We start from the raw sequence: 21,416 nt of genomic DNA, 5'->3' as shown, positions 1-21,416 counted from the left end.
GTTTTTTTTATGTCATCAATCAAAATCAAAAAAATGAAAAATCAAATCAAAGCCTTAGTTGCGTTCCTTTTCCTTAGCGGAATCCTCAACGCGCAAACCAACTTTAGCATCACCGGAAAATTAATTGACAAAGATCAAAAACCGGGAATAGGAATTCAAATTACGCTTCTTCAAGCCAAAGACAATTCGATTGTCAAAATTGAAATCAGTGACAATGACGGTAATTTTTCTTTTTCTAATCTAAACGAAAACGATTATAAACTGCTGGTTGAAGACATTGGTTTTAAAAGATACCAAAGCGAGATAATTAGTCTTAACGCTGCTAATCCTAATCGGAACTTACCTCCTATTTCGTTAACCACCAATGATCTCAACAAATTAGATGAAGTAGTAATCACCAAGAAGAAACCTTTTGTAGAAAACAAAATAGACCGAACAGTTGTAAATGTAGACGCTTTTATAACCGCTGCCGGAGGCGATGCAATGGATATTTTAGAAAAATCTCCCGGAATTTCAGTTGACCAAAACGGTACGATTACTTTCAAAGGAAAATCGGGAGTTCAGGTTTTTATCGATGATAAACCCACTTATTTATCCGGAGCCGAACTCGAAGCCTATTTAAAATCATTACCGGCAAGCACACTTGACAAAATTGAATTGATGACCAATCCACCGGCAAAATATGACGCTGCCGGCGGTGCAGGAATTATCAATATCGTTTCCAAAAGATCAAAAACCAAAGGTTTCAACGGTAATCTCACTTCGAGAGTTTCTCAAGGAAAAAGAAGTGGCAATCGTCAAGGGTTGAATTTCAATTATATGAACAATAAAATTAGGCTTTTTGGAAATATTGGCTTTGCAGAACAAAATCCAATTAACGATTTATTTATTTTCAGAAAATTCAAGGACAATTCAGGAAATGCTACCAGTTTGTTTTACCAAAATAGTTTTATTGACACTAAAGTACAATCTAAGAATGCCCGAATCGGTTTGGATTATTATCTTTCAGACAAAACTACGATTGGACTTGGATTGAGTGGTATCTTGAGAAATAACAATCAAAATTCAGATGTACGTAGTGAAATTACGGATGCCAATTCGGTTTTAGATTCTTCCATCATTGCTTACAACAAACAAAAACAAAAATTCAAAAATGGTGGCATTACTCTAAATTTTCGCCATGAATTAGACAGTCTTGGGCAACGTTTAACCGTTGATGTCGATTATTTAAAATATGATACTGCTGTCAAACAAACGTTCAACAATTACATCTATCAACCCGACAATACACTTTCAAGTCAGGATGAATTAAAAGGCGATTTGCCTTCGGACATTGACATTTATTCCTTAAAATCGGATTATACATTACCCATGAAAAACGGTAGTACTTTTGAAGCCGGATACAAAGTCAGCTATACCAAAACCGATAATATAGCCGATTATCGGGATGTTATCAATAACGAAGAAATCCCGAATTACGCTACTAGCAATCATTTCAAATATGATGAGATTATTAATGCGGCCTATGTCAATTTCAGTACCAATTACAAACGCTTTAGTTTCCAAACCGGTTTGCGTGTTGAAAATACTGAATCGAAAGGAAATCAATTGGGCAATATCGAACAACCGGCTTCTAAATTCAAAAGAAACTACACCAATCTTTTTCCGACGGTATATGTACAATATAAATTGGATTCTATTGGCGATAATTCTTTGGTTATCAATTATGGCAGAAGAATTAACCGACCTTATTTTCAAGACTTGAATCCATTTGTAAGTCCGTTAGACCGATTTACCTTTTATTCGGGTAATCCTTTCTTGAATCCATCATTTGCCAATAATTATGAACTTTCATATCGCTACAAAAGCATTTTCTCAACCACTTTGAGTTATGGCGCTTCCACAGATGACATCAATGAAACCATCGAAATCAATGACGGCATTTATTACAGTCGTCCCGGAAATATTGGTAAAAGTGAATTTTTCAGTCTTAACGCCAGTTTGCAACTTGAATTAAACAAATGGTGGTCAACTAATATTTACAATGAAGTAACCCATACTCGTTACAAAAGCAAATTATATACGGAAGATTTAGAATCGTCAGGAACGTTTTGGAGCATTAACATCAATAACAGTTTTAAATTCCAAAAAGGATGGTCAGCCGAATTGAGCGGAAACTATCACACCGATATTATTTCGGCACAGTTTGTCATATTATCCAGATCAAGTATTAATATTGGTGTGCAGAAAAAAATTCTCCAAGACAAAGCCACCATTAAACTATCGGGTAATGATATTTTTTATTCCAATTTAAATAACGGAATTATCAGAAACCTCCAAAATACTGAAGCCAATTGGAGAAACAAACTCGATAGCCGATTTGTCGCCTTGACTTTTACCTATAGCTTTGGAAAATCATTCGCTCCTAAAAAGCAATATGATGCCAATGGTGCCGAAAGTGAAAAGAACAGGGTAAAAAGCTAGTTTCTTGGTATATTTACAATTAAACCGTCATTTGACGGTTTTTTTTATCTTTGACACTAAAGAAAATAAGATGTACAAAATTCTGGCCCAACTCAACAAACTTCTTTTACCAAGCTTTACTAAGCGCGGCTTAGATTTGGCGAAAGCCAAAAAATGGCAAATGGCTATTATTGCTTGGCGGTATTATGTTACTTGTAAAGCATTGGAATAAACTGATTACAGTATTTTATAAAAAAAGAAAAGTCTACATTCTCATGTAGACTTTTTGCTTTTCAGTGACCACAATTGGATTAAATATCCAGAACAAATTCCGTAGTGGAAATGAAAAGCATTCCACTAAAAAATTGAAATGCTTCTTTTGTGTCTACAAAATCCTTTAAAACCAAACTTTTAGTTTTTTCTAAACACAAAAAAAGCTCACACTTTTGTGTGAGCTTTTCATTCTTAAGTGACCTCGACTGGATTCAAACCAGTAACCTTCTGAGCCGTAATCAGATGCGCTATTCAGTTGCGCCACGAGGCCTTTTTGTGGGTGCAAATATAGTTATATTTGATAAACTTGCAAATCAAATTTGATTTAAAACCTAAAAAAAACGAGTAAACATTAAACTTGTACCGTCTTCCACTTCCCTTTCTTGAAATAATAAAAAGCCAACAAAGCCAAAACCGTTTCAGCCGATGGAATCGCTATAAAAGCACCAAGCGGACCAAAATCTAGATAAACCGCAAGAAACCAAGCCAATGGAATTTGAATCATCCAAAAACAAACGATGTTAATCCAAGTTGGTGTTTTGGTATCGCCTGCTCCATTCAGCGCTTGTATCATCACCATTCCGATACCGTAAAAAACATAACCCAATCCGATGATTCGTAGCGCCTGACTGCCATAAGCCAAAATTACTTTGTCCTCGGTATAAAAACTAATGATGAATTCTGAGAAGCAAACAAAGATTAAAGTCACGAAACTCATAAAAATAATATTGTATTTGGTCGTTAGCAATACGCTTTGTTGTGCACGTTCCGGTTGCTTCGCACCTAAATTCTGTCCCACTAAAGTCGCAGCCGCGTTACTCAATCCCCAAGCCGGTAAAATAAAGAATACCACATTTCTAATCGCAATCTGATAACCGGCACTTGCATCCGTACTTCCGGTTACAGAAACAATATACGTCAGCACAATCCAACTGCCGCTTTGGATAAAAAACTGAAACATGGCCGGTGTTGATATATTCAGCAAGGATTTGACAATCTCTAAATTAGGTTTAAAATAAGTCTTGTATATTTTAATCGATCTACTTTTAAGAAACAAATGATAACATTGATACAAAACACCCGTCGTTCTTCCTATAGCGGTTGCAATCGCTGCGCCTGTTAAACCCAATTCAGGAAACGGTCCGTAACCGTAAATTAATAGCGGACACAAAATAATATTAATAATACTCGCCAACCAAAGACTTCGCATCGCCATCGCAGCATCACCGGCGCCACGGAATATTCCATTAATCAAAAACAATAAAATAATTGCCGGACTGCTCGCAAAAATGATTTGGGCAAAAGTGGTTCCTTCCTTTATTACTTCAGGTTTTGCACCCATTAAAGCCAAAATATCAGCCGCAAAAGTAACGCCCAAAATAGCCACCAAAATAGCTACTATCAAAGAAACCGTAATGGCTTGCGCTCCTGATTTGGAAGCTTCAATTAAATCTTTTTCGCCAACACGTCGAGCTACAATCGCTGTTGCACCGACGCTCAAGCCAATTCCGAGTGTGTAAACCAAAGAAATCACAGCTTCGGTTAAGCCAACTGTCGCCACAGCAATATCAGCATTAGGCAAATGCCCAACAAAATAAATGTCCACTACGGCAAAAACCGATTCCAGACTTAATTCCAAAATCATTGGAATGGACAATAAAAGAATGGCTGTTTTTACATTGCCTTGCGTATAATCGTGTTCTTCTCCCTTAAGCGATTGCTTAATTAGCCGAAAAAGTGTGGTGATTTTGTTTGGTTTGGATGACATTTGAAAATAATTATTGATTTCAAAAATAGCTATTTTAGGAAATGCAAACACAATTTACAAAATTACTTTTCCAAAATATAATATTTTTCGATTACCTTTTTGATGGAAATAAACCCAATTTTATTCAAATCGATTTCGCTTCTTTTAATCCAAATCAGGTCTTGAATTTCATCTTTGGCAGTAATTTCCATCTCTTCTGAATCCAATGAACATTCATAAAAAATATCCATGGTTCGGTAAGCTACCTTTTTATACAAATAATTATTGGGTGAAGTTGTAACATATTTTAATTCCGTCGTAGAAATATACAAACCAATTTCTTCTCTGATTTCTCTACAAGCTGCTTCCTCAGCCGTTTCTCCGGGATCAATAAATCCACCGGGTAAATCGAGTTTGCCTTTGTCGGGATCAACATTTCTTACGGTAAACAAAACTTTGTCTTCATAAGTAAAAACAATCGCAACCGCTGCTGCTATGTTGTGATACAATACAAAATCACAAGTATGGCAGTTGAATTTGAAGTTGTTTTGATAAGTAAAGCTTTGACTGGAGCAATTCGGACAGTAGTTGAAAAAATTAATTTCGTTTGTCATATTAACACTCTGATTAGAAAGGATTGATAGCGTTATAGAACACAGATTTCACAGATTATAATAAATATTGGACGAACTGATTTGTGCTAATTTGTGAAATCTGTGTTTAATTACAATTTTCCAAAAACGGTATTTTCTTGTTCTGTTACTCTGATGAATGTAGTTCTTTTGGTCAATTCTTTCAATTTTGAAGCGCCAACATAAGTACAAGTACTACGAATGCCGCCCAAAATATCATGCAAAGTATCAATCACATCACCTTTGAACGGAACTTGCACCGTTTTGCCTTCACTTGCACGGTATTCGGCAACGCCACCAACGTGTTTTTTCATTGCAGTTTCTGAACTCATACCATAAAATTGTTTGAACTTTTCACCATTGATTTCAATGAGTTTTCCACCACTTTCAGTATGTCCGGCCAACATTCCGCCGAGCATTACAAAATCGGAACCTGCGCCAAAAGCTTTCGCCACATCGCCCGGAATCGCACAACCACCATCGCTGATGATATGTCCGCCTAAACCGTGAGCCGCATCGGCACATTCAATAATAGCAGACAATTGCGGATAACCAACACCGGTTTTGACTCTGGTCGTACAAACCGAACCCGGACCAATCCCAACTTTGATAATATCAGCACCTTCTAATAACAATTCTTCGACCATTTCACCTGTGACAACATTTCCGGCGATAATCACTTTATCCGGGAATTGTTTTCGCGCTTGACGCAAGAATTCCACAAAATGTTCTGAATAACCATTGGCTACATCAATACAAAGGAATTTTAATTGTGGATTTTGAGTGAATATTTCGTTTATCTTTTTGAAATCGCTTTTACCGGTTCCGGTACTAACGGCAATATAATCTGCAATTTCGCTGGGTGCATTTTTTATAAAATCATTCCATTGTGCTACTGTATAATGTTTGTGTATCGCCGTAAACAATTTTTCTTTGGCTAAAGCCAATGCCATTTCGAAGGTGCCAACTGTATCCATATTGGCAGCCATAATTGGAACACCTGTCCATAAATGCGTACTATGCAAAAACTTAAATTCTCTTTCCAAAGACACTTGCGCTCTACTGTTTAAAGTCGAACGTTTTGGTCGTATCATTACATCTTTAAAGCCCAGTTTCAGGTCGGTTTCAATTCTCATAAGTCAAAAATTTCATTACAATCAAATGTATTGCTTTTCCACCTTTGGTAATTGAAAAAAAAAGTTTTTTACCGTTAAAATTTATCAACAATTGTTAGCAAGGCATTGCGATTTATTTTAGTAGTTTTACGCACCAATAAATCCCTTATGCATTCAGATTATATCGCAGACCAAGAATTCAGAGACGAAATTTTTAATGACGTTAATACCAAATTCAAGGAGTTTGAAAACTGTACGTTTTACAACATCGATTTCACCGATTGTACTTTTCAAACCGTGACTTTTGTGGATTGTAATTTTTTTGATTGCAATTTTAAAGACACCAAAATCAACTATGTTTCACTGCGCGGGGTTTGGTTTACCAAATGTAATTTCACCAACGTCAATTTTGCCATGACCGACCAAGTAATTTTTGAGTTTCACTTCAAAGATTGTTTGTTGGATTATGCCCAATTTTACGCATTAAAGATGAAAAAAATGCAATTCATCAACTGCAGTATGATTGCCGTCGATTTTATGGCGAGTGATTTAACCGAAGTTTTATTTGACAATTGCAACTTACGACGAGCTGTTTTTATTGACACTATAGCCAACAAAGCCGATTTTTCAACAAGCTACGATTATGCTTTTGACCCGGAAAAGAATAAAATCAAGAAAGCGGTTTTTTCCACTGATGGATTGAAAGGATTGTTGCAGAAATACGATATAATAGTTAAATAATCTTTCCGTCTTCCATCGTGATTGTCCGTTGAGTTCGGCTTGCAAAATCATTGTCATGAGTTACGACTAATAAAGTTTGGTTGTGGTCTTTGGTCAAATGATTGAAAATATCAAAAACGATATCGCTGTTTTTCTTGTCGAGATTTCCCGTAGGTTCATCACCCATAATGATTAAGGGATTGTTGATTAAGGCTCGGGCAATAGCCACACGTTGTTTTTGTCCACCGCTTAATTGGTTGGGCATTTTTAAAGCTTGCTCGTGCATGTCCAATGTTTTCAGATGTTCCATAGCGTTGTACTCAATTTCTTCTTCGGAAAATTTATTGAGTTTCATTCCGGGCAACATCACATTCTTCAGGACATTGTATTCCGAAAGTAAATAGTGAAACTGAAACACAAAGCCAATTTTTTCATTCCTGAGTTGAGCCAATGATTTATCCGATTTACCCGTAATCAATTCTTCATTGATAAACAATTGCCCTTCATAATCAGTATCCATAGTAGAAAGTAAATACAGTAAAGTCGATTTTCCACAGCCCGATTTCCCAACAATTGAAACAAATTCTCCGTGATTGATGCTCATGTCGATTGCTTTCAACACCTGAAATTGAATCGGGTCGTAAAAGTATTTGGTCAAGCCTTTAGTTTCGAGTACTTTATTGCTCATCTTACATTTGTATAAATTTTAGCCACAAATATTATTTTAAACTTGTGCTTTCGTGGCTATAATCATTTTCCTCTAATAATTTCCACCGGATCAATTTTACTGGCTTTCAGCGCCGGAAACAAACCGGCAATAAAAGTGGTGATTAAAGCAAATGCAATTCCTATGATATAAAACATTGGATTATAATTAATTGGATAAGTAGAAATGGTTGGAAGTGCCGCTGTGTTGAACGGAATATTGTCAATAATTTTAGTAAACCCAAAACCAAAAATCAGTCCGAAAACGCCACCGGTTAAACCAATAATCATTGAAAGCGAAATAAAAATCCATTTGACATCATTACCGGAAAATCCTGTTGCTTTCAGAATCGCAATACTGTCCATTTTCTCAAAAATCATCATGTTCAAGATATTGTAGATTCCAAATCCAGCGACAATCAGTAATACTATTCCAACGGCATAAGATATAATACTTCTAATGGAACTTCCTGTTTCAAACTGTGAATTGGCCGTTTGGTAGTCAATAGCATCTAGATCAAATTTATTATGGAATTCCATTGCTACTGTAGGCGCGGAAGTAATATCGTGTAATTTTATTTGTATGTCTGTGATATAGTTAGTGGCTTCTCCTAATAATTTTTGGGCTGTTGCCAAAGAAGTATAACTACTAACATCATCTATTTCAGCAATTCCTATTTGGGATATACCTACAATTTTTAACGATGCTAGATTTCCTTTGGCAGTAGTGATTTTTATGATATCGCCCTGAACCAAGAGCATTTTGTCGGCTAATCCTTTACCAATAATTATACTGTTGTTTTGATCTAAATCGGCTATTGTTCCTTCAATAATATAATCGCTGAGTGTGAATAATTTTTCTTCTGCAAGAACATCAATTCCGTTAATTACGCCTGATATTTCTATAGTACCCGAATTAAAAAAAACAGGTGTAGTTATTTTTGGCGCTACATCAATAATGCGATGGTCTTGTTTTAAATAATGAATAATAGCTTTGCTATTGTATATTGATTTTCCTCTGTCTTTTGGCTTTATGGAAGAAATGAAATTAATGTCATTTTTATATTTTTCAGATAACATTATCGGTTGATTTTCAGAAGGTTTAATCTCGTTATATAAACGAACATGTGGCGTTCTGTTGAGCATCAATCCGTCTAGTAAATCATTCAAACCATTCATAAAACTCACTAGAGAAATGAACATGGCTATCCCAAAAGTTACTCCTACAGCGGCGACAATCGTTTGTTTAAGTCTTGCTCGAAGTAAGTGAAATGCAATATTTAAAATGAGTTTAAAATTCACTACTTAGGTTTATAGATGGTTTCTGTTGGTGTTAATCCGTCCAAAATTTCCACGTTCTGATAATCGCTCAATCCAATTTTTACTTTGCGTTTTTCATCACCATTGACCAATACGTATTCATTATCTACCAAATAACTTTTGGGAATGGTTAAAGCCTCTTGTTTGGTCTGAATAATAATATTGGCTTCTGCCGTAAGATTAGGATACAATTTTACCGGTGGATCAGTAAAATGGGCTTCTATTTTAAAGGTTCGAGAACGCTCGTCCATAATCGGATAAATTTTATCAACTATAGCTTCAAAAGCTTTGCCTTTGTAACTGTCCATGGTTACGGCTAATTTTTGTCCCAATTTTACACGAACCATGTCATTCTCATCAACATCCAATTCGAGTAAGTAGGTATTTTTTTCTCCAATTATAGCCAACGGTGTTTGCGGATTAATCAAAGTACCTTCTTTTACCAAAACATCAAATAATTCTCCAGTTATGGCACTCTTTACAATAAAGTCGCTTTGAGATTTTTCATTGATTTTAAGATTGATATTGTTTCTGCTTTGCTCATTTTTTAATTGAGATTTTAGTTGAGATAATTGCTTTACTGCGGCTTCGTAATTGGATTTTGAGTTTTTATAAGCCAATTCTACACGCTCATAATCCACTTCCGATATGACATTGTATTGCTTGATATTTTTATTTCGGTTGTAGATAGACAAATCTAAAGCGAGTTTGTCTTTGGCAGCTTGAACTTTGGTTTCCATTTCAGCAATTTTATCCTGAATGTAGCGGTTGTTTTCATTACTCAATTGGTAAGCCAATCGGGCATTCTCCGTATTTAATGCGGCTTTATCGCTTTCAATTTGAAACAAAGATTGCCCTTTTCCAATGGTTTGTCCGGCCGTAACATTGATTTTTTGCAACACACCACTAACAGTTGAATAAACTGTATATTGATTTTCAGACTTTACAACTCCGGATGCATAAACGCTTTCGGTTATGTTGCCTTTTGTCGGCTGAATTTGACCATCGTCCTTTTTGGAACATGAAACAAATATGAAGAAAGAAGATAAACAGAGAACTTTCAGCAATTTCATTAAATTTTGGTATTTGTGAATTTTGTCTTTCAAATTTACAACAATTGGCCCGTTCAAAGCCTAACATTTATCATAAAAAAACCTCCAAAAGCGAACTCTTGAAGGTTTGATTTTATCAATATTTGAAGTGATTAATAAACAAAAATCGCTCTTTCACTCATCATGTCATTTACTTCATCTCCGATTTCGGCCAATAATTCTTCATTGGTCGAATTCATCAACACTCTATCGATTAAATCCACTATGGTTTCCATATCGTTTTCTACTAAACCACGAGTTGTAATCGCTGGTGTTCCAACGCGAATTCCCGAAGTCACAAAAGGTGATTTATCATCAAACGGCACCATGTTCTTATTCACCGTGATTTCGGCTTTACCTAAAGCAATTTCGGCATCTTTTCCTGAAATATTTTTGTTTCTTAAGTCAATCAGCATCATGTGATTGTCTGTTCCGCCTGAGATTAAGTGGTAACCTCTTTTAACGAATGCTTCCGCCATCGCTTTGGCATTTTTCTGTACTTGCATCGCATAAGCGAAGAACTCATCTGATAGAGCTTCACCAAAAGCTACAGCTTTCGCCGCAATAATATGTTCCAATGGACCGCCTTGATTTCCAGGAAAAACCGACATATCTAAAACGTGTGACATCATTCTGACTTCACCTTTTGGCGTAGTTAAACCCCATGGATTTGGAAAATCTTTCCCCATCATAATCATTCCGCCTCTTGGTCCGCGCAATGTTTTGTGAGTGGTTGTGGTAACTATATGACAATGTGGAATTGGGTCATTCATTAATCCTTTGGCAATTAAACCGGCTGGATGTGAAATATCGGCTAATAATAAAGCACCAACGCTATCCGCAATTTCTCTGAAACGTTTAAAATCCATATCACGAGAATACGCAGAAGCTCCGGCAATAATCATTTTAGGTTGCTCTTTGGTCGCAATTTCTTGGATTTTGTCATAATTCAACATTCCGGTTTCTTGTTCAACACCATAAAAACTTGGCGAGTACAATTTTCCTGAAAAATTCACAGGAGAACCATGTGTTAAGTGTCCACCGTGAGACAAATCGAATCCTAAGATTTTATCTCCCGGTTTTAAACAAGCTGCAAAAACAGCGGTATTGGCTTGTGAACCAGAGTGTGGTTGTACGTTTACATAGTCGGCACCAAATAAAGCTTTTGCTCTATCGATGGCGATTTGTTCAATCACATCTACTACTTCGCAGCCACCGTAATATCTTTTACCTGGATAGCCTTCAGCATACTTATTTGTCAATACAGAACCTGCTGCTTCCATTACCTGATCACTCACAAAGTTCTCAGAGGCAATAAGTTCAATTCCGTGAATTTGTCTTTCTTGTTCTTCAAGAATTAAGTCAAAAATTTGTTCGTCGCGTTGCATTTGAAATTATTTCGTTAAATTGAGGTCAAAATTACGAAAATCGTTTGTTAAATTAATAGTTAATGATATATTTGATTGCTAATTTTTCAACAACTAAATCAACACAATCATGCCCATTACTACTAACAATCCCATCCGCAAATCTTGGCTTACAGTCCCTGAAAACAGTGACTTCCCAATTCAAAACATTCCTTTTGGTGTATTCTTAACGAAAGAAGATGTTATCACTATTGGAACCAGAATTGGTGATTACGCTATCGATTTGGGTGCTTTACAACAACTTAATTATTTTGAAGGCATCGATTTGACTGATGATATGTTTATGCAAGACACGCTAAACGATTTTATTTCCGACGGCAAAAAAACATGGCGTTTGGTTAGAAACCGAATTGGCGATATTTTCGACAGCAATAATCCAAAACTAAGAGACAACGAAGAACACAAAGAAATCGTGATTTTCAAAATGGAAGATGTTGAAATGCAACTTCCGGTTTTAATTGGCGATTACACCGATTTTTATTCCAGTAAAGAACACGCTACTAACGTTGGCAAAATGTTCCGTGATCCTGCAAATGCTTTATTGCCCAACTGGCTGCATATTCCGGTAGGTTATCATGGAAGAAGTTCTACGATTATTCCATCCGGAATTCCGATTCACCGACCAATGGGACAAACTTTACCTAATGGCGAAACTTCGCCTGTTTTCGGTTCGTCAAGATTAGTAGATTTCGAATTAGAAACGGCTTTTATCACTACTGATGCCAACATCATGGGAGAAAATATTCCTGTTACGGAAGCCGAAGATTATATTTTCGGGATGGTTTTACTAAACGATTGGAGCGCTCGTGATATTCAAAAATGGGAATATGTACCACTTGGACCATTTTTAGCCAAAAACTTTGCCTCGTCAATTTCACCATGGATTGTAACCATGGATGCTTTGGAACCATTCAGATGTAAAGGACCAAATCAAGAACCAATGCCGCTTCCCTATTTGCAACAAAAAGGAAAAAATGCGTTCGATATTAATTTGGAAGTTTATATTGAACCTGAAAATGTAGAACCAAGTTTGGTTTCTAAATCCAATTTCAAGTATATGTATTGGTCCATGTCACAGCAATTGGCACATCACACGTCTAACGGTTGTCGCGTAAATTCAGGTGATATGATGGGTTCTGGAACAATTTCGGGTCCAACACCGGATAGTTTTGGCTCTATGCTCGAATTAACTTGGGGCGGAAAAAATCCTATCATAATGAATGACGGTACCGAACGTAAATTTATCAACGATAATGATACCGTGACTATGAAAGGGTATTGCCAAAACAGTACGATTCGAATTGGTTTTGGTGAAGTTTCTACAAAACTATTACCGCCATTCGTTAGAAAATAATCCTTCGACATCCCGATAGTTATCGGGACAGGATGACAAACACCCGACGCGCAGCCGACTCGAAGCTTTAGCTGAACTGGCGAAGCAATTGTATGGAGCGTAGCGGAATAAAACACAAACAACAATACAATTTAATCTAAAATGAAAAACACTGCTTTATCACACATTCATGAAAATTTAGGAGCCAAAATGGTACCATTTGCGGGTTACAACATGCCCGTACAATATGAAGGTGTAAATGCCGAACATGAAATCGTAAGAAATGGCGTGGGCGTTTTTGACGTTTCACACATGGGTGAGTTTTTGCTTTCAGGCGAAAACGCGCTGGCACTAATTCAAAAAGTAACTTCTAATGACGCTTCGGTTCTCGAAATCGGGCGTGCGCAATATTCTTGTTTGCCTAATAATGACGGCGGAATTGTAGATGATTTAATCGTTTACCGAATGAAAGAAGACCAATATCTATTGGTAGTCAATGCCTCAAATATCGACAAAGACTGGAATTGGATTTCAACTCACAATGATTTAGGTGTTGACATGAGAAATATTTCAGAAGACTATTCATTGTTAGCGATACAAGGACCAAAAGCCGTGGAAGCGATGCAATCCTTGACTTCTATCAACTTATCTGAAATCAAATATTATCATTTTAAAGTAGCTGATTTTGCCGGAGTTTCCGACGTAATCATTTCTGCAACTGGTTATACCGGTTCAGGCGGATTTGAAATTTATTGCAAAAATGCTGATGCGGAACAAGTTTGGAACAAAGTATTCGAAGCCGGTGCTGCTTTTGGCATCAAGCCAATTGGTTTAGCAGCTCGTGATACTTTGCGTTTGGAAATGGGATTCTGTTTGTACGGAAATGATATCAATGATACGACTTCTCCTTTAGAAGCCGGTTTGGGTTGGATTACCAAATTCACCAAAACCTTTACCAATTCAGAAAACCTTTTAAAACAAAAAGAAGCCGGTGTTACCCGCAAATTAATTGGTTTCGAATTAATCGAAAGAGGCATTCCGCGTCATGACTACGAAATCGTTGATGCTGACGGAAATAATATTGGAATAGTAACTTCGGGAACTATGGCACCATCTTTAGGTAAAGGAATTGGAATGGGTTATGTTAAAACTGAATTTGCAGCGGTTGACAGCGAGATTTATATCCAAATCAGAAACAATAAAGTAAAAGCGAAAGTGGCCAAATTGCCCTTTTACAAAAAATAATTAAGGTGAACCGATTCTTATTATGCTTAGGGCTTTTTCCTCTTTTTCTTTTTGGTCAAAGAGAAAAAAATCCTTGCGAAACCTTATCAAGAATCAATGCACTCATTCAAGAATACCATTATAGCACTAAACCGATAGACGACAGTTTATCGGTTTATGTTTTTAAAACATTTCTAAGTCGGTTAGATGAGGAAAACCGACTATTTATAGAGCCCGAAATCAAAGCACTACAAAAACACGAGCTTACAATTGACGATTATCTCAAAGAAAAAGATTGCAGTTTTTTAGATGATTTCTACACGGCTTATACTAAAACCGTTACACGGTATAAAACATTATTGGAAAGTGTCAAGAATGAACCTTTTCCTTTAAGTAGCACAGAAAAAGTCCAATTCTCCAAAGATGCTTTTCCTTATGCCAAAGACGAAGCAGAATTAAAGCATCTGTACAAAAAAAGAATTTTGTTCAATACGCTTCGTGATGTAGCGGAATTAAGTACCAATAAAGATTCGCTAAAAGCCAACTTTGAAACATTAGCCGCCATCAGTAAAGCGAAGGTTTTAGACAAAAACGAATGCAAAATCAGAAGCTACGAACTCACCAAAGAAGAGTTTAATTCGGCTTTCTTTACCGTTTTTTGCTCCTATTTTGACCCACATACTGATTATTTCTCCCAAAGCGATAAATCGTCTTTTTATTCCACGGTAAGTTCAGACAATTTGACTTTTGGTTTATACATTTCTATGACCGAAAAGGACGAAATGACTGTTGACGAAGTTTTACCGGGAAGTTCGGCCTATTTTTCGGAGAAAATTGATAAAGGCGATCAATTATTAAAAGTCAAACACAAAAACGACGAATACGAGATTGCCTGCTCATCAATGAAAAAAATTGATGAAATTATTACGTCAAACGAATACAAAACTGCCGATTTTACTTTTAGAAAAAAAAGTGGCGAAGTGTACAGTGTTCGCTTGAACAAAAAGATAATGAAGGATTACCAAAACAATGTCTTCAGTTTCAAAATAAAGGCAGAAAATGCGACCATTGGCTACATCCGAATTCCGAGTTTCTATGCTACTTTCGAAAACGGAAAATCGAGTGCGAGCAATGATGTTGCCAAAGAAGTGTACAAACTTCAAGAAGACAATATCGACGGTATTATCATCGATGTAGAAAACAATGGCGGCGGTTCAATGGAAGAAGCGATTAAATTGTCGGGATTGTTTATTGATTTCGGACCATTAGCAGTGATGAACAACAATAAAAACAAAAAGGAAATCCTGAAAGACATGCGCCGCGGCACTATTTATGACGGACCAATTGTAGTCATGGTTAACGGATTTTCGGCTTCTGCCAGTGAGTTTTTTGCCAATGCTATGCAAGATTACAATCGCGCGCTATTGGTTGGCAATCGTACTTTAGGAAAAGCTTCTATGCAAAGAATATTTCCTTTAGATGATGACAATCAAGAGTTTTTAAAATTGACCTTGGAAAAATTCTATCGCATCACCGGAAAAAGCAACCAATATTCTGGAATCATTCCCGATATTGAAATTCCGTTGTTGTTTGACAAGCAAATGCCACGAGAAGACAGCAATAAAACTGCTTTACCCAATGATGAAATCAGCGTTATCGTCAAGTACAATCGATTGAGTAATGAAATCAAAGACGAACTGATTGCCTTGAGTAAAAAACGCATTGAACAAAGCCAAACCGCTAAAGAAATTGAAGCCTTAAACGCCAAAATCAATCCGTTATACGATAATGATTTGCCACCTATTTTGTTGCAATTTGACACCGTTTTTGATGACGTCAACAGCATAAACAAACTTTGGAAAACCATCAAATTGACCGGCGAAAAAGAATTGCCTATAACCGTTGAACAAAATTCCATTGACTTAGAAAACCAACAATTTGATGAGTACTTAAAGAGTTTTAATACTGAAAGAATCAAAGACATCAAACATAACTATCATATTTTGGAAGCCGTAAACATACTAAATGATGTTAAAAACATAAAACCTTAACTTTATGAAAATCAAATTACTATTAGCTATTACGTTTTTTATTAGTTTAAATTTAAAAGCCCAAGAATTCAAATCACCGGTTGACTATTTAAGCTACATCGGCAAAGAACAAGAGAACATTTCTAAAAGCATGTGGAAATACACTTCTGCCGTTGCACATTCTAAAAGTGCGCGTCGGATTGACAACACCAGAAAACTATTGGTGAAAAGTATTCAAACCGCTAACAAAAAAGTCAGTGCGCTAAAAGACGGTTACCAAAGCGATGTGGAATACCGAAATCAAGTCATTGAATTTTTAAATATTTCGGAGAAAAACATCAACGAAGAATACGACAAAATCATTAACATGCAAGAAGTAGCTGAGCAATCCTATGACTTGATGGAAGCCTTTATCATGACGCGAGATTTGGTCAATAAGAAAATCGATGCCGAATATGACAAAGTCAGTCTGGCGCAAAAAACATTCGCCGCTAAATACAAAATCAATCTAACTGAAGACGTAAGTGAATTGGGTAAGAAGATGAAAATTTCAGGTGAAGTTTTTGATTACCACACGCAATTGTACCTAATCTTCTTCAAAACCAATATCACCGATTTGTATCTGTCGCAAGCCATTGAAAAAAAAGACCTAGGCGCTATTCAGCAAAACAGCAGCGCTTTGATTCAGTATGCCGAGGAAGGTTTGGAAAAACTAAAAGCTATCAAACCCTATAACGGCGACAACACTATGGTTTTAATCACCAAAAAAGCTTTGGATTATTATAAAAAGGAAGCACAACAATTTTCTCCAAAAGTTGTAGATTTCTTGATGTTCAACGAAAAATTTGATTCTGCCAGAAAATCATTGGAATCCAAATCAGACAAAGACAGAACCAAAGAAGAAATCGAGAATTACAATGGGATGGTCAAACAAATCAACAAGGAAATAGACAATTACAATAAAATCAGCAACTCGAATTTACAAGAGAAAAACACCATAATCAGTAATTGGAATGCTACCGGAGACAATTTCATCTCAGGTCATGTTCCTCAAGGTTAATTTGTAGTTTCTATTGTTTGCAATAACCGAATAAACCGTTATTTTTGCACTCGCATGAGGTCAAGATGACCTAAGTGACGAAGTAAAATAAAAACATTTTATCAGAAATGGGAAGAGCATTTGAATTTAGAAAAGGAAGAAAAATGAAGCGTTGGTCAGCGATGGCCAAAGCCTTTACACGTATTGGAAAAGACATCGTCATGGCGGTGAAAGAAGGCGGACCAAACCCGGAAGCCAATTCCCGTTTGAGAGCCGTAATGCAAAACGCAAAGTCGGCGAATATGCCGAAAGAAAACGTAGAACGCGCGATTAAAAAAGCTACCGACAAAGACACGGCCAACTATAAAGAAGTCCTTTTTGAAGGTTATGCACCTCACGGAATCGCTATCTTAATCGAAACCGCTACCGACAACAACAACAGAACAGTGGCGAACGTTAGAAGTTATTTCAACAAATGCAACGGCACTTTGGGAACGCAAGGTTCGGTAGAATTTATGTTTGACCATACTTGTAATTTCAGAATCCCAAACAACAATATCGATATTGAGGAGATGGAATTAGAATTCATCGATTTCGGTGCCGAAGAAATCTTCGCCGATGAAGACGGAATCCTAATCTACGCGCCTTTCGGAAGTTTTGGAGCGATTCAAAAAGAATTGGAAAGCCGTGGTATTGAAATTCTATCATCAGGATTTGAAAGAATTCCGCAAATCACCAAAAAGTTAACCGAAGCCGAAATGGCCGACGTAGAAAAACTAATCGAGAAAATCGAGGAAGATGATGACGTGATGAACGTGTATCATACGATGGAAGAGTAATTAGACTTCTTAGATTGTTAGACATTTTAGACAACTTAGATTGTTAGATATTGAAAACGCTGGGCATTTGCTTGGCGTTTTTGTTTTTAAGAGCAGAACGTTTCGGGCTTCTTTCACTATTGTTCCCGCTATCCGCACTACACGGTAGTTTGCTCCTATCGGGGCTAGAATTGCGAATCTGAGCTAACAAAAGACTTTGTGAAGTGATTTTTTTTGTAGGAGGAATTTTATTACTTTTACTATATCCATTTTTTTAATTTAATGAAACTTGATTCTATTTTGTTATTGTCGGCACTAGTACTGATACTTATTACAAACGAACTTTTCGTATATTTACATTTTAAAAATAATATGACAGAAAAAGAAAAATATACTGCTGAATTCGAAAAATCATTAAATCAGTTTGTTAAAGAATTAAAACAATACGTTTCAACAGAAACTGGTGAATGGACAATAAAAGGTTTTATTGATGTTTATAAAAATATATATACAATTTCGTCAGATACAAAAATTGTTTCGAAAATTTTAGAAATTCATATCTTCCCTGAAATTTTGAGATTTGCTGAAAAGTCTGGTTACAAAATTATATTAGCAGAACATCAAAATTGGTATCCTGATTTAACATTTGTTAATATCAAAAATGATAATATAAAGTTTGCTTTAGATTTAAAAACTACATTTAGAAGAAACCATACATCAGCAGGTTTTACCCTTGGAAGTCACGGTGGTTATTTTAAAGAAAGGGATAAAGAAAAAAATATTCAATTTCCATATAATAAATATACGGGGCATTATTGCTTAGGCGTTATATATACTCGATCTGATTTTGATGACGATTTATCAGATACAGAGATTTTCCAAGTAAAAGATATGGAAGAAAGTTATGGAGATACCGTTGACCCAATTGGTGAAAGAAAAGTAACTCAAATTAAGAACTTGAAATCGATTACGTCAGTAATAAAAGACTTTGATTTCTTTGCATCACCCAAATGGAAAATTGCAAGTGATAGTCAAGGCTCTGGAAATACTGCTAATATCGGTTCTATCAAGGATATAGACGATTTAAAAAATGGCAATGGTGTATTTAGTCAGTTAGGAGAAGAATGGTTTGATGAATATTGGGTGAATTATGGCACAGCCACTATGATTAAAGACGGAAATTCTATAAAAATTTCGAGTATATGGGAATTTTTAGAATTTAAAGGTCGAGAAGATTTATTTGATAAAGTTATAGCTAAGGGAGCAAAAAGAAAGAAGAAATGAAAGTATTTGTACCACCAATAAAATCCCAAGGAATAAAATCCAAATTAGTTGAATGGATTTCCTCAAATGTTGACAATTCATCTTTTGAAAGATGGGTTGAACCATTTATGGGGACTGGAGTAGTTGCTTTCAATGTAAGACCTAAAAAGGCTCTATTATGTGACAGTAATCCTCATTTGATTAATTTTTATAACGCTGTAAAAGAAAAAAAAATAACTAGTGCAATAGTAAAAAAACATTTAACGGAAGAAGGACAAAAACTTTTGGAAACTGATGGCAAGTACTACTATGAAGTCAGAAAAAGATTTAATGAAAATGGTAGTTCTCTAGATTTTCTTTTCTTGAGTCGTTCATGTTTTAACGGTATGATGCGATTTAATAAAAGTGGTGGTTTTAATGTTCCTTTCTGTAAAAAACCAAATCGTTTTGCACAATCATTAGTGACAAAAATTTCAAATCAAGTTGAAAATATTTCTCAAATAATTGAAAATGGAGATTACACATTTGTAAACCAAGATTTTAAAGAAACATTAAAACAGCTTAAGCCGACAGACCTTATTTATTCTGACCCGCCATATATAGGAAGGCATGTAGATTATTTTGATTCTTGGACTGAAGAAGAAGAAATAATGTTAAAAGAAGGATTATTTAATTCGCAGGGAAAATTTATTCTTTCAACTTGGTTAAGCAATAAATATAGAACAAATGAATACGTTTTTGGTGTTTGGAGTGATTGTTTTGTTTCAACAAAAGAACATTTTTATCATGTAGGTGGCAAAGAAGCAAACAGAAATGCTGTCTATGAAGCATTACTTTCAAATGTAAAATTAAATGATAGTATTTCAAATATTGAAATGAAGAATAGAATATCTTCTAATGAATCACAATTGACAAGCACTACTACAAAAAAAGATACAGTCGAACAATTAAGCTTTATTTTAGAAGAACCAAAAACAAAAATAAAGATTTTGCAGACTTAATAGTATGGATTTATAATGCAAATCTTAAAACCAAAAACGCCAAGCAAATGCTCGGCGTTTTCTATATCTAAAAATCTAACTATCTAATAATCTAACAATCCAATAGTCTAAATATCTATTTAATAAACTCAACCTTCTGCACTTCTTCCGCATTAATGCTGTCAAAGAAACCTTGCTCATTCATCCAGTCGTCGCTGAATACTTTGCTCATATAACGAGAACCGTGATCCGGGAAAATGGCGATAACATTACTGTTTTCGTCAAACTCACCATCAGCGGCATATTGTTTAATCGCTTGCATCACCGCACCCGAAGTGTAGCCGACAAACAATCCTTCTTTTTTAGCAATTTCTCTGGTGGTGTGTGCACTTTCTTCATCGGTCACTTTCATGAAATGATCGATAGCGTCGAAGTCGGTTGCCGTTGGGATTAAGTTTTTCCCTAAACCTTCTATTCTGTATGGGTAAATTTCATTGGCATCAAACTCTTTGGTTTCGTGGTATTTTTTCAATACTGAACCAAATGCATCAACTCCTAAAATTCTAATGTTTGGATTCTGTTCTTTCAAGAACTTTGCCGCTCCTGAAATGGTTCCTCCGGTTCCACTACACGCAATCAAGTGGGTAATTTTTCCGTTGGTTTGTTCCCAAATTTCCGGACCGGTTGATTTGTAGTGCGCATCAATATTCAATTGGTTAAAATACTGATTGATATAAATTGAACCTTTGGTCTCTTCGTGCAAACGCTTGGCTACATTGTAGTAAGAACGCTCATCATCGGCAGAAACATGCGCCGGACAGACATACACTTTGGCACCTAAAGTGCGCAACATGTCTATTTTATCTTTTGAAGATTTAGAACTCACCGCCAAGATACAGTTGTATCCTTTGATGATGCTGACCATAGCCAAACTGAATCCGGTGTTACCCGAAGTTGTTTCAATAATAGTATCACCAGGCGTTAAAATGCCTTGTTTTTCTGCTTCTTCAATAATATATAATGCAATCCTGTCTTTGGTGGAGTGACCAGGGTTGAAAGCTTCAACCTTAGCATAAAAATTTCCCTGTAAAGATTCTGTAATTTTGTTAAGTCTAATAAGAGGCGTATTCCCTATTAAACTTAACACATTATCGTGAGCTTTTATATTTTCTTTCATAAAATAAATTAGTCAAGGCGTATTTATGAAGCCGTTTTACACACTTCTAAACGTTGCAA

18 protein-coding genes and 1 tRNA gene are annotated in these 21,416 nt (G+C 35.9%); 10 read left to right on the top strand and 9 right to left on the bottom strand.

Features of this window, described 5'->3' with window-relative positions; genetic code table 11:
- Positions 1 to 33 precede the first annotated feature (33 nt).
- Both C8C84_RS10930 and C8C84_RS10925 read left to right on the top strand, forming a co-directional pair.
- Positions 34 to 2,484: an outer membrane beta-barrel family protein gene (locus C8C84_RS10930; RefSeq protein WP_158592565.1), complete on the top strand. Its 2,451-nt coding sequence runs from the start codon at positions 34 to 36 to the stop codon at positions 2,482 to 2,484.
- A 70-nt stretch (positions 2,485 to 2,554) separates the two neighbouring features.
- Entirely contained in the window at positions 2,555 to 2,695 is a 141-nt protein-coding gene (locus C8C84_RS10925; RefSeq protein ID WP_121313675.1) for an SsrA-binding protein, read from the top strand.
- Between the two features lie 238 nt (positions 2,696 to 2,933).
- Here the strand turns inward: C8C84_RS10925 and C8C84_RS10920 are convergent.
- From C8C84_RS10920 to C8C84_RS10905, 4 genes are all read right to left on the bottom strand, one after another.
- Positions 2,934 to 3,007 (bottom strand) — tRNA-Arg (locus C8C84_RS10920).
- Positions 3,008 to 3,088: 81 nt separating this feature from the next.
- Positions 3,089 to 4,504: an MATE family efflux transporter gene (locus tag C8C84_RS10915; protein ID WP_121315045.1), complete on the bottom strand. Its 1,416-nt coding sequence runs from the start codon at positions 4,502 to 4,504 to the stop codon at positions 3,089 to 3,091.
- Between the two features lie 62 nt (positions 4,505 to 4,566).
- Entirely contained in the window at positions 4,567 to 5,097 is a 531-nt protein-coding gene (locus C8C84_RS10910) for an NUDIX domain-containing protein (protein ID WP_121313674.1), read from the bottom strand.
- A gap of 110 nt (positions 5,098 to 5,207) precedes the next feature.
- Entirely contained in the window at positions 5,208 to 6,251 is a 1,044-nt protein-coding gene (locus C8C84_RS10905) for a GMP reductase (RefSeq protein ID WP_121313673.1), read from the bottom strand.
- Positions 6,252 to 6,398: 147 nt separating this feature from the next.
- On the opposite strand from C8C84_RS10905, the gene C8C84_RS10900 reads away from it, so the two are divergent.
- Complete coding sequence (locus C8C84_RS10900) at positions 6,399 to 6,971, top strand: pentapeptide repeat-containing protein (RefSeq protein WP_121313672.1); 573 nt, start codon at positions 6,399 to 6,401, stop codon at positions 6,969 to 6,971.
- On the opposite strand, the gene C8C84_RS10895 is transcribed toward C8C84_RS10900, so the two are convergent.
- The 4 genes from C8C84_RS10895 to glyA form a co-directional block, all read right to left on the bottom strand.
- Positions 6,964 to 7,638, bottom strand: coding sequence for an ABC transporter ATP-binding protein (locus tag C8C84_RS10895; RefSeq protein WP_121313671.1), 675 nt, complete (start codon positions 7,636 to 7,638; stop codon positions 6,964 to 6,966). The two genes, C8C84_RS10900 and C8C84_RS10895, sit on opposite strands and share 8 nt — an antisense overlap.
- Before the next feature lie 62 nt (positions 7,639 to 7,700).
- A complete protein-coding gene (locus tag C8C84_RS10890; RefSeq protein WP_121313670.1) occupies positions 7,701 to 8,957 on the bottom strand; it encodes an FtsX-like permease family protein in 1,257 nt (418 codons plus the stop codon).
- Entirely contained in the window at positions 8,957 to 10,042 is a 1,086-nt protein-coding gene (locus C8C84_RS10885) for an efflux RND transporter periplasmic adaptor subunit (protein WP_233549779.1), read from the bottom strand. The genes C8C84_RS10890 and C8C84_RS10885 overlap by 1 nt, the downstream gene beginning before the upstream one ends.
- Before the next feature lie 137 nt (positions 10,043 to 10,179).
- A complete protein-coding gene (glyA, locus tag C8C84_RS10880) occupies positions 10,180 to 11,454 on the bottom strand; it encodes a serine hydroxymethyltransferase (RefSeq protein WP_121313669.1) in 1,275 nt (424 codons plus the stop codon).
- Positions 11,455 to 11,563: 109 nt separating this feature from the next.
- On the opposite strand from glyA, the gene fahA reads away from it, so the two are divergent.
- The 7 genes from fahA to C8C84_RS10845 all read left to right on the top strand — a co-directional run bounded on the left by fahA (position 11,564) and on the right by C8C84_RS10845 (position 20,201).
- Complete coding sequence (gene fahA, locus C8C84_RS10875; protein WP_121313668.1) at positions 11,564 to 12,847, top strand: fumarylacetoacetase; 1,284 nt, start codon at positions 11,564 to 11,566, stop codon at positions 12,845 to 12,847.
- A 141-nt stretch (positions 12,848 to 12,988) separates the two neighbouring features.
- Positions 12,989 to 14,071, top strand: a complete 1,083-nt coding sequence (gcvT, locus tag C8C84_RS10870) for a glycine cleavage system aminomethyltransferase GcvT (RefSeq protein ID WP_121313667.1) — start codon at positions 12,989 to 12,991, stop codon at positions 14,069 to 14,071.
- Between the two features lie 5 nt (positions 14,072 to 14,076).
- Entirely contained in the window at positions 14,077 to 16,101 is a 2,025-nt protein-coding gene (locus tag C8C84_RS10865) for a S41 family peptidase (RefSeq protein ID WP_121313666.1), read from the top strand.
- 4 nt (positions 16,102 to 16,105) lie between these two features.
- The gene (locus C8C84_RS10860) at positions 16,106 to 17,140 is read left to right on the top strand and encodes a hypothetical protein (protein ID WP_121313665.1); all 1,035 of its coding nucleotides are present in this window, start codon (positions 16,106 to 16,108) and stop codon (positions 17,138 to 17,140) included.
- 107 nt (positions 17,141 to 17,247) lie between these two features.
- Complete coding sequence (locus C8C84_RS10855; protein ID WP_121313664.1) at positions 17,248 to 17,958, top strand: YebC/PmpR family DNA-binding transcriptional regulator; 711 nt, start codon at positions 17,248 to 17,250, stop codon at positions 17,956 to 17,958.
- Positions 17,959 to 18,309: 351 nt separating this feature from the next.
- Entirely contained in the window at positions 18,310 to 19,221 is a 912-nt protein-coding gene (locus tag C8C84_RS10850) for a type II restriction endonuclease (RefSeq protein WP_121313663.1), read from the top strand.
- Positions 19,218 to 20,201 (top strand): Dam family site-specific DNA-(adenine-N6)-methyltransferase, encoded by a 984-nt coding sequence (locus C8C84_RS10845; protein WP_121313662.1) that lies wholly within the window; start codon positions 19,218 to 19,220, stop codon positions 20,199 to 20,201. Before C8C84_RS10850 ends, C8C84_RS10845 begins: the two co-directional genes overlap by 4 nt.
- Positions 20,202 to 20,316: 115 nt before the next feature.
- Here the strand turns inward: C8C84_RS10845 and C8C84_RS10840 are convergent, their stop codons facing one another.
- A complete protein-coding gene (locus C8C84_RS10840; RefSeq protein WP_121313661.1) occupies positions 20,317 to 21,357 on the bottom strand; it encodes a PLP-dependent cysteine synthase family protein in 1,041 nt (346 codons plus the stop codon).
- Positions 21,358 to 21,416: the final 59 nt, after the last annotated feature.

The organism is Flavobacterium sp. 102, assembly GCF_003634615.1.
Classification (GTDB): Bacteria; Bacteroidota; Bacteroidia; order Flavobacteriales; family Flavobacteriaceae; genus Flavobacterium.
Note: the sequence above shows the minus strand (reverse complement) of the source record. Positions and strands in the feature narration are given on the sequence as shown.

What these genes read in the sequence shown, in the direction of transcription:
- C8C84_RS10900 (WP_121313672.1), top strand. Translation starts at nt 6,399, where the DNA reads ATGCATTCAGATTATATCGCAGACCAAGAATTCAGAGACGAAATTTTT.
- C8C84_RS10855 (WP_121313664.1), top strand. Translation starts at nt 17,248, where the DNA reads ATGGGAAGAGCATTTGAATTTAGAAAAGGAAGAAAAATGAAGCGTTGG.
- C8C84_RS10845 (WP_121313662.1), top strand. Translation starts at nt 19,218, where the DNA reads ATGAAAGTATTTGTACCACCAATAAAATCCCAAGGAATAAAATCCAAA.
- gcvT (WP_121313667.1), top strand. Translation starts at nt 12,989, where the DNA reads ATGAAAAACACTGCTTTATCACACATTCATGAAAATTTAGGAGCCAAA.
- C8C84_RS10910 (WP_121313674.1), bottom strand. Translation starts at nt 5,097, where the DNA reads ATGACAAACGAAATTAATTTTTTCAACTACTGTCCGAATTGCTCCAGT.
- C8C84_RS10850 (WP_121313663.1), top strand. Translation starts at nt 18,310, where the DNA reads ATGACAGAAAAAGAAAAATATACTGCTGAATTCGAAAAATCATTAAAT.
- C8C84_RS10860 (WP_121313665.1), top strand. Translation starts at nt 16,106, where the DNA reads ATGAAAATCAAATTACTATTAGCTATTACGTTTTTTATTAGTTTAAAT.
- glyA (WP_121313669.1), bottom strand. Translation starts at nt 11,454, where the DNA reads ATGCAACGCGACGAACAAATTTTTGACTTAATTCTTGAAGAACAAGAA.
- C8C84_RS10905 (WP_121313673.1), bottom strand. Translation starts at nt 6,251, where the DNA reads ATGAGAATTGAAACCGACCTGAAACTGGGCTTTAAAGATGTAATGATA.
- C8C84_RS10915 (WP_121315045.1), bottom strand. Translation starts at nt 4,504, where the DNA reads ATGTCATCCAAACCAAACAAAATCACCACACTTTTTCGGCTAATTAAG.
- C8C84_RS10930 (WP_158592565.1), top strand. Translation starts at nt 34, where the DNA reads ATGAAAAATCAAATCAAAGCCTTAGTTGCGTTCCTTTTCCTTAGCGGA.
- fahA (WP_121313668.1), top strand. Translation starts at nt 11,564, where the DNA reads ATGCCCATTACTACTAACAATCCCATCCGCAAATCTTGGCTTACAGTC.
- C8C84_RS10895 (WP_121313671.1), bottom strand. Translation starts at nt 7,638, where the DNA reads ATGAGCAATAAAGTACTCGAAACTAAAGGCTTGACCAAATACTTTTAC.
- C8C84_RS10925 (WP_121313675.1), top strand. Translation starts at nt 2,555, where the DNA reads ATGTACAAAATTCTGGCCCAACTCAACAAACTTCTTTTACCAAGCTTT.
- C8C84_RS10840 (WP_121313661.1), bottom strand. Translation starts at nt 21,357, where the DNA reads ATGAAAGAAAATATAAAAGCTCACGATAATGTGTTAAGTTTAATAGGG.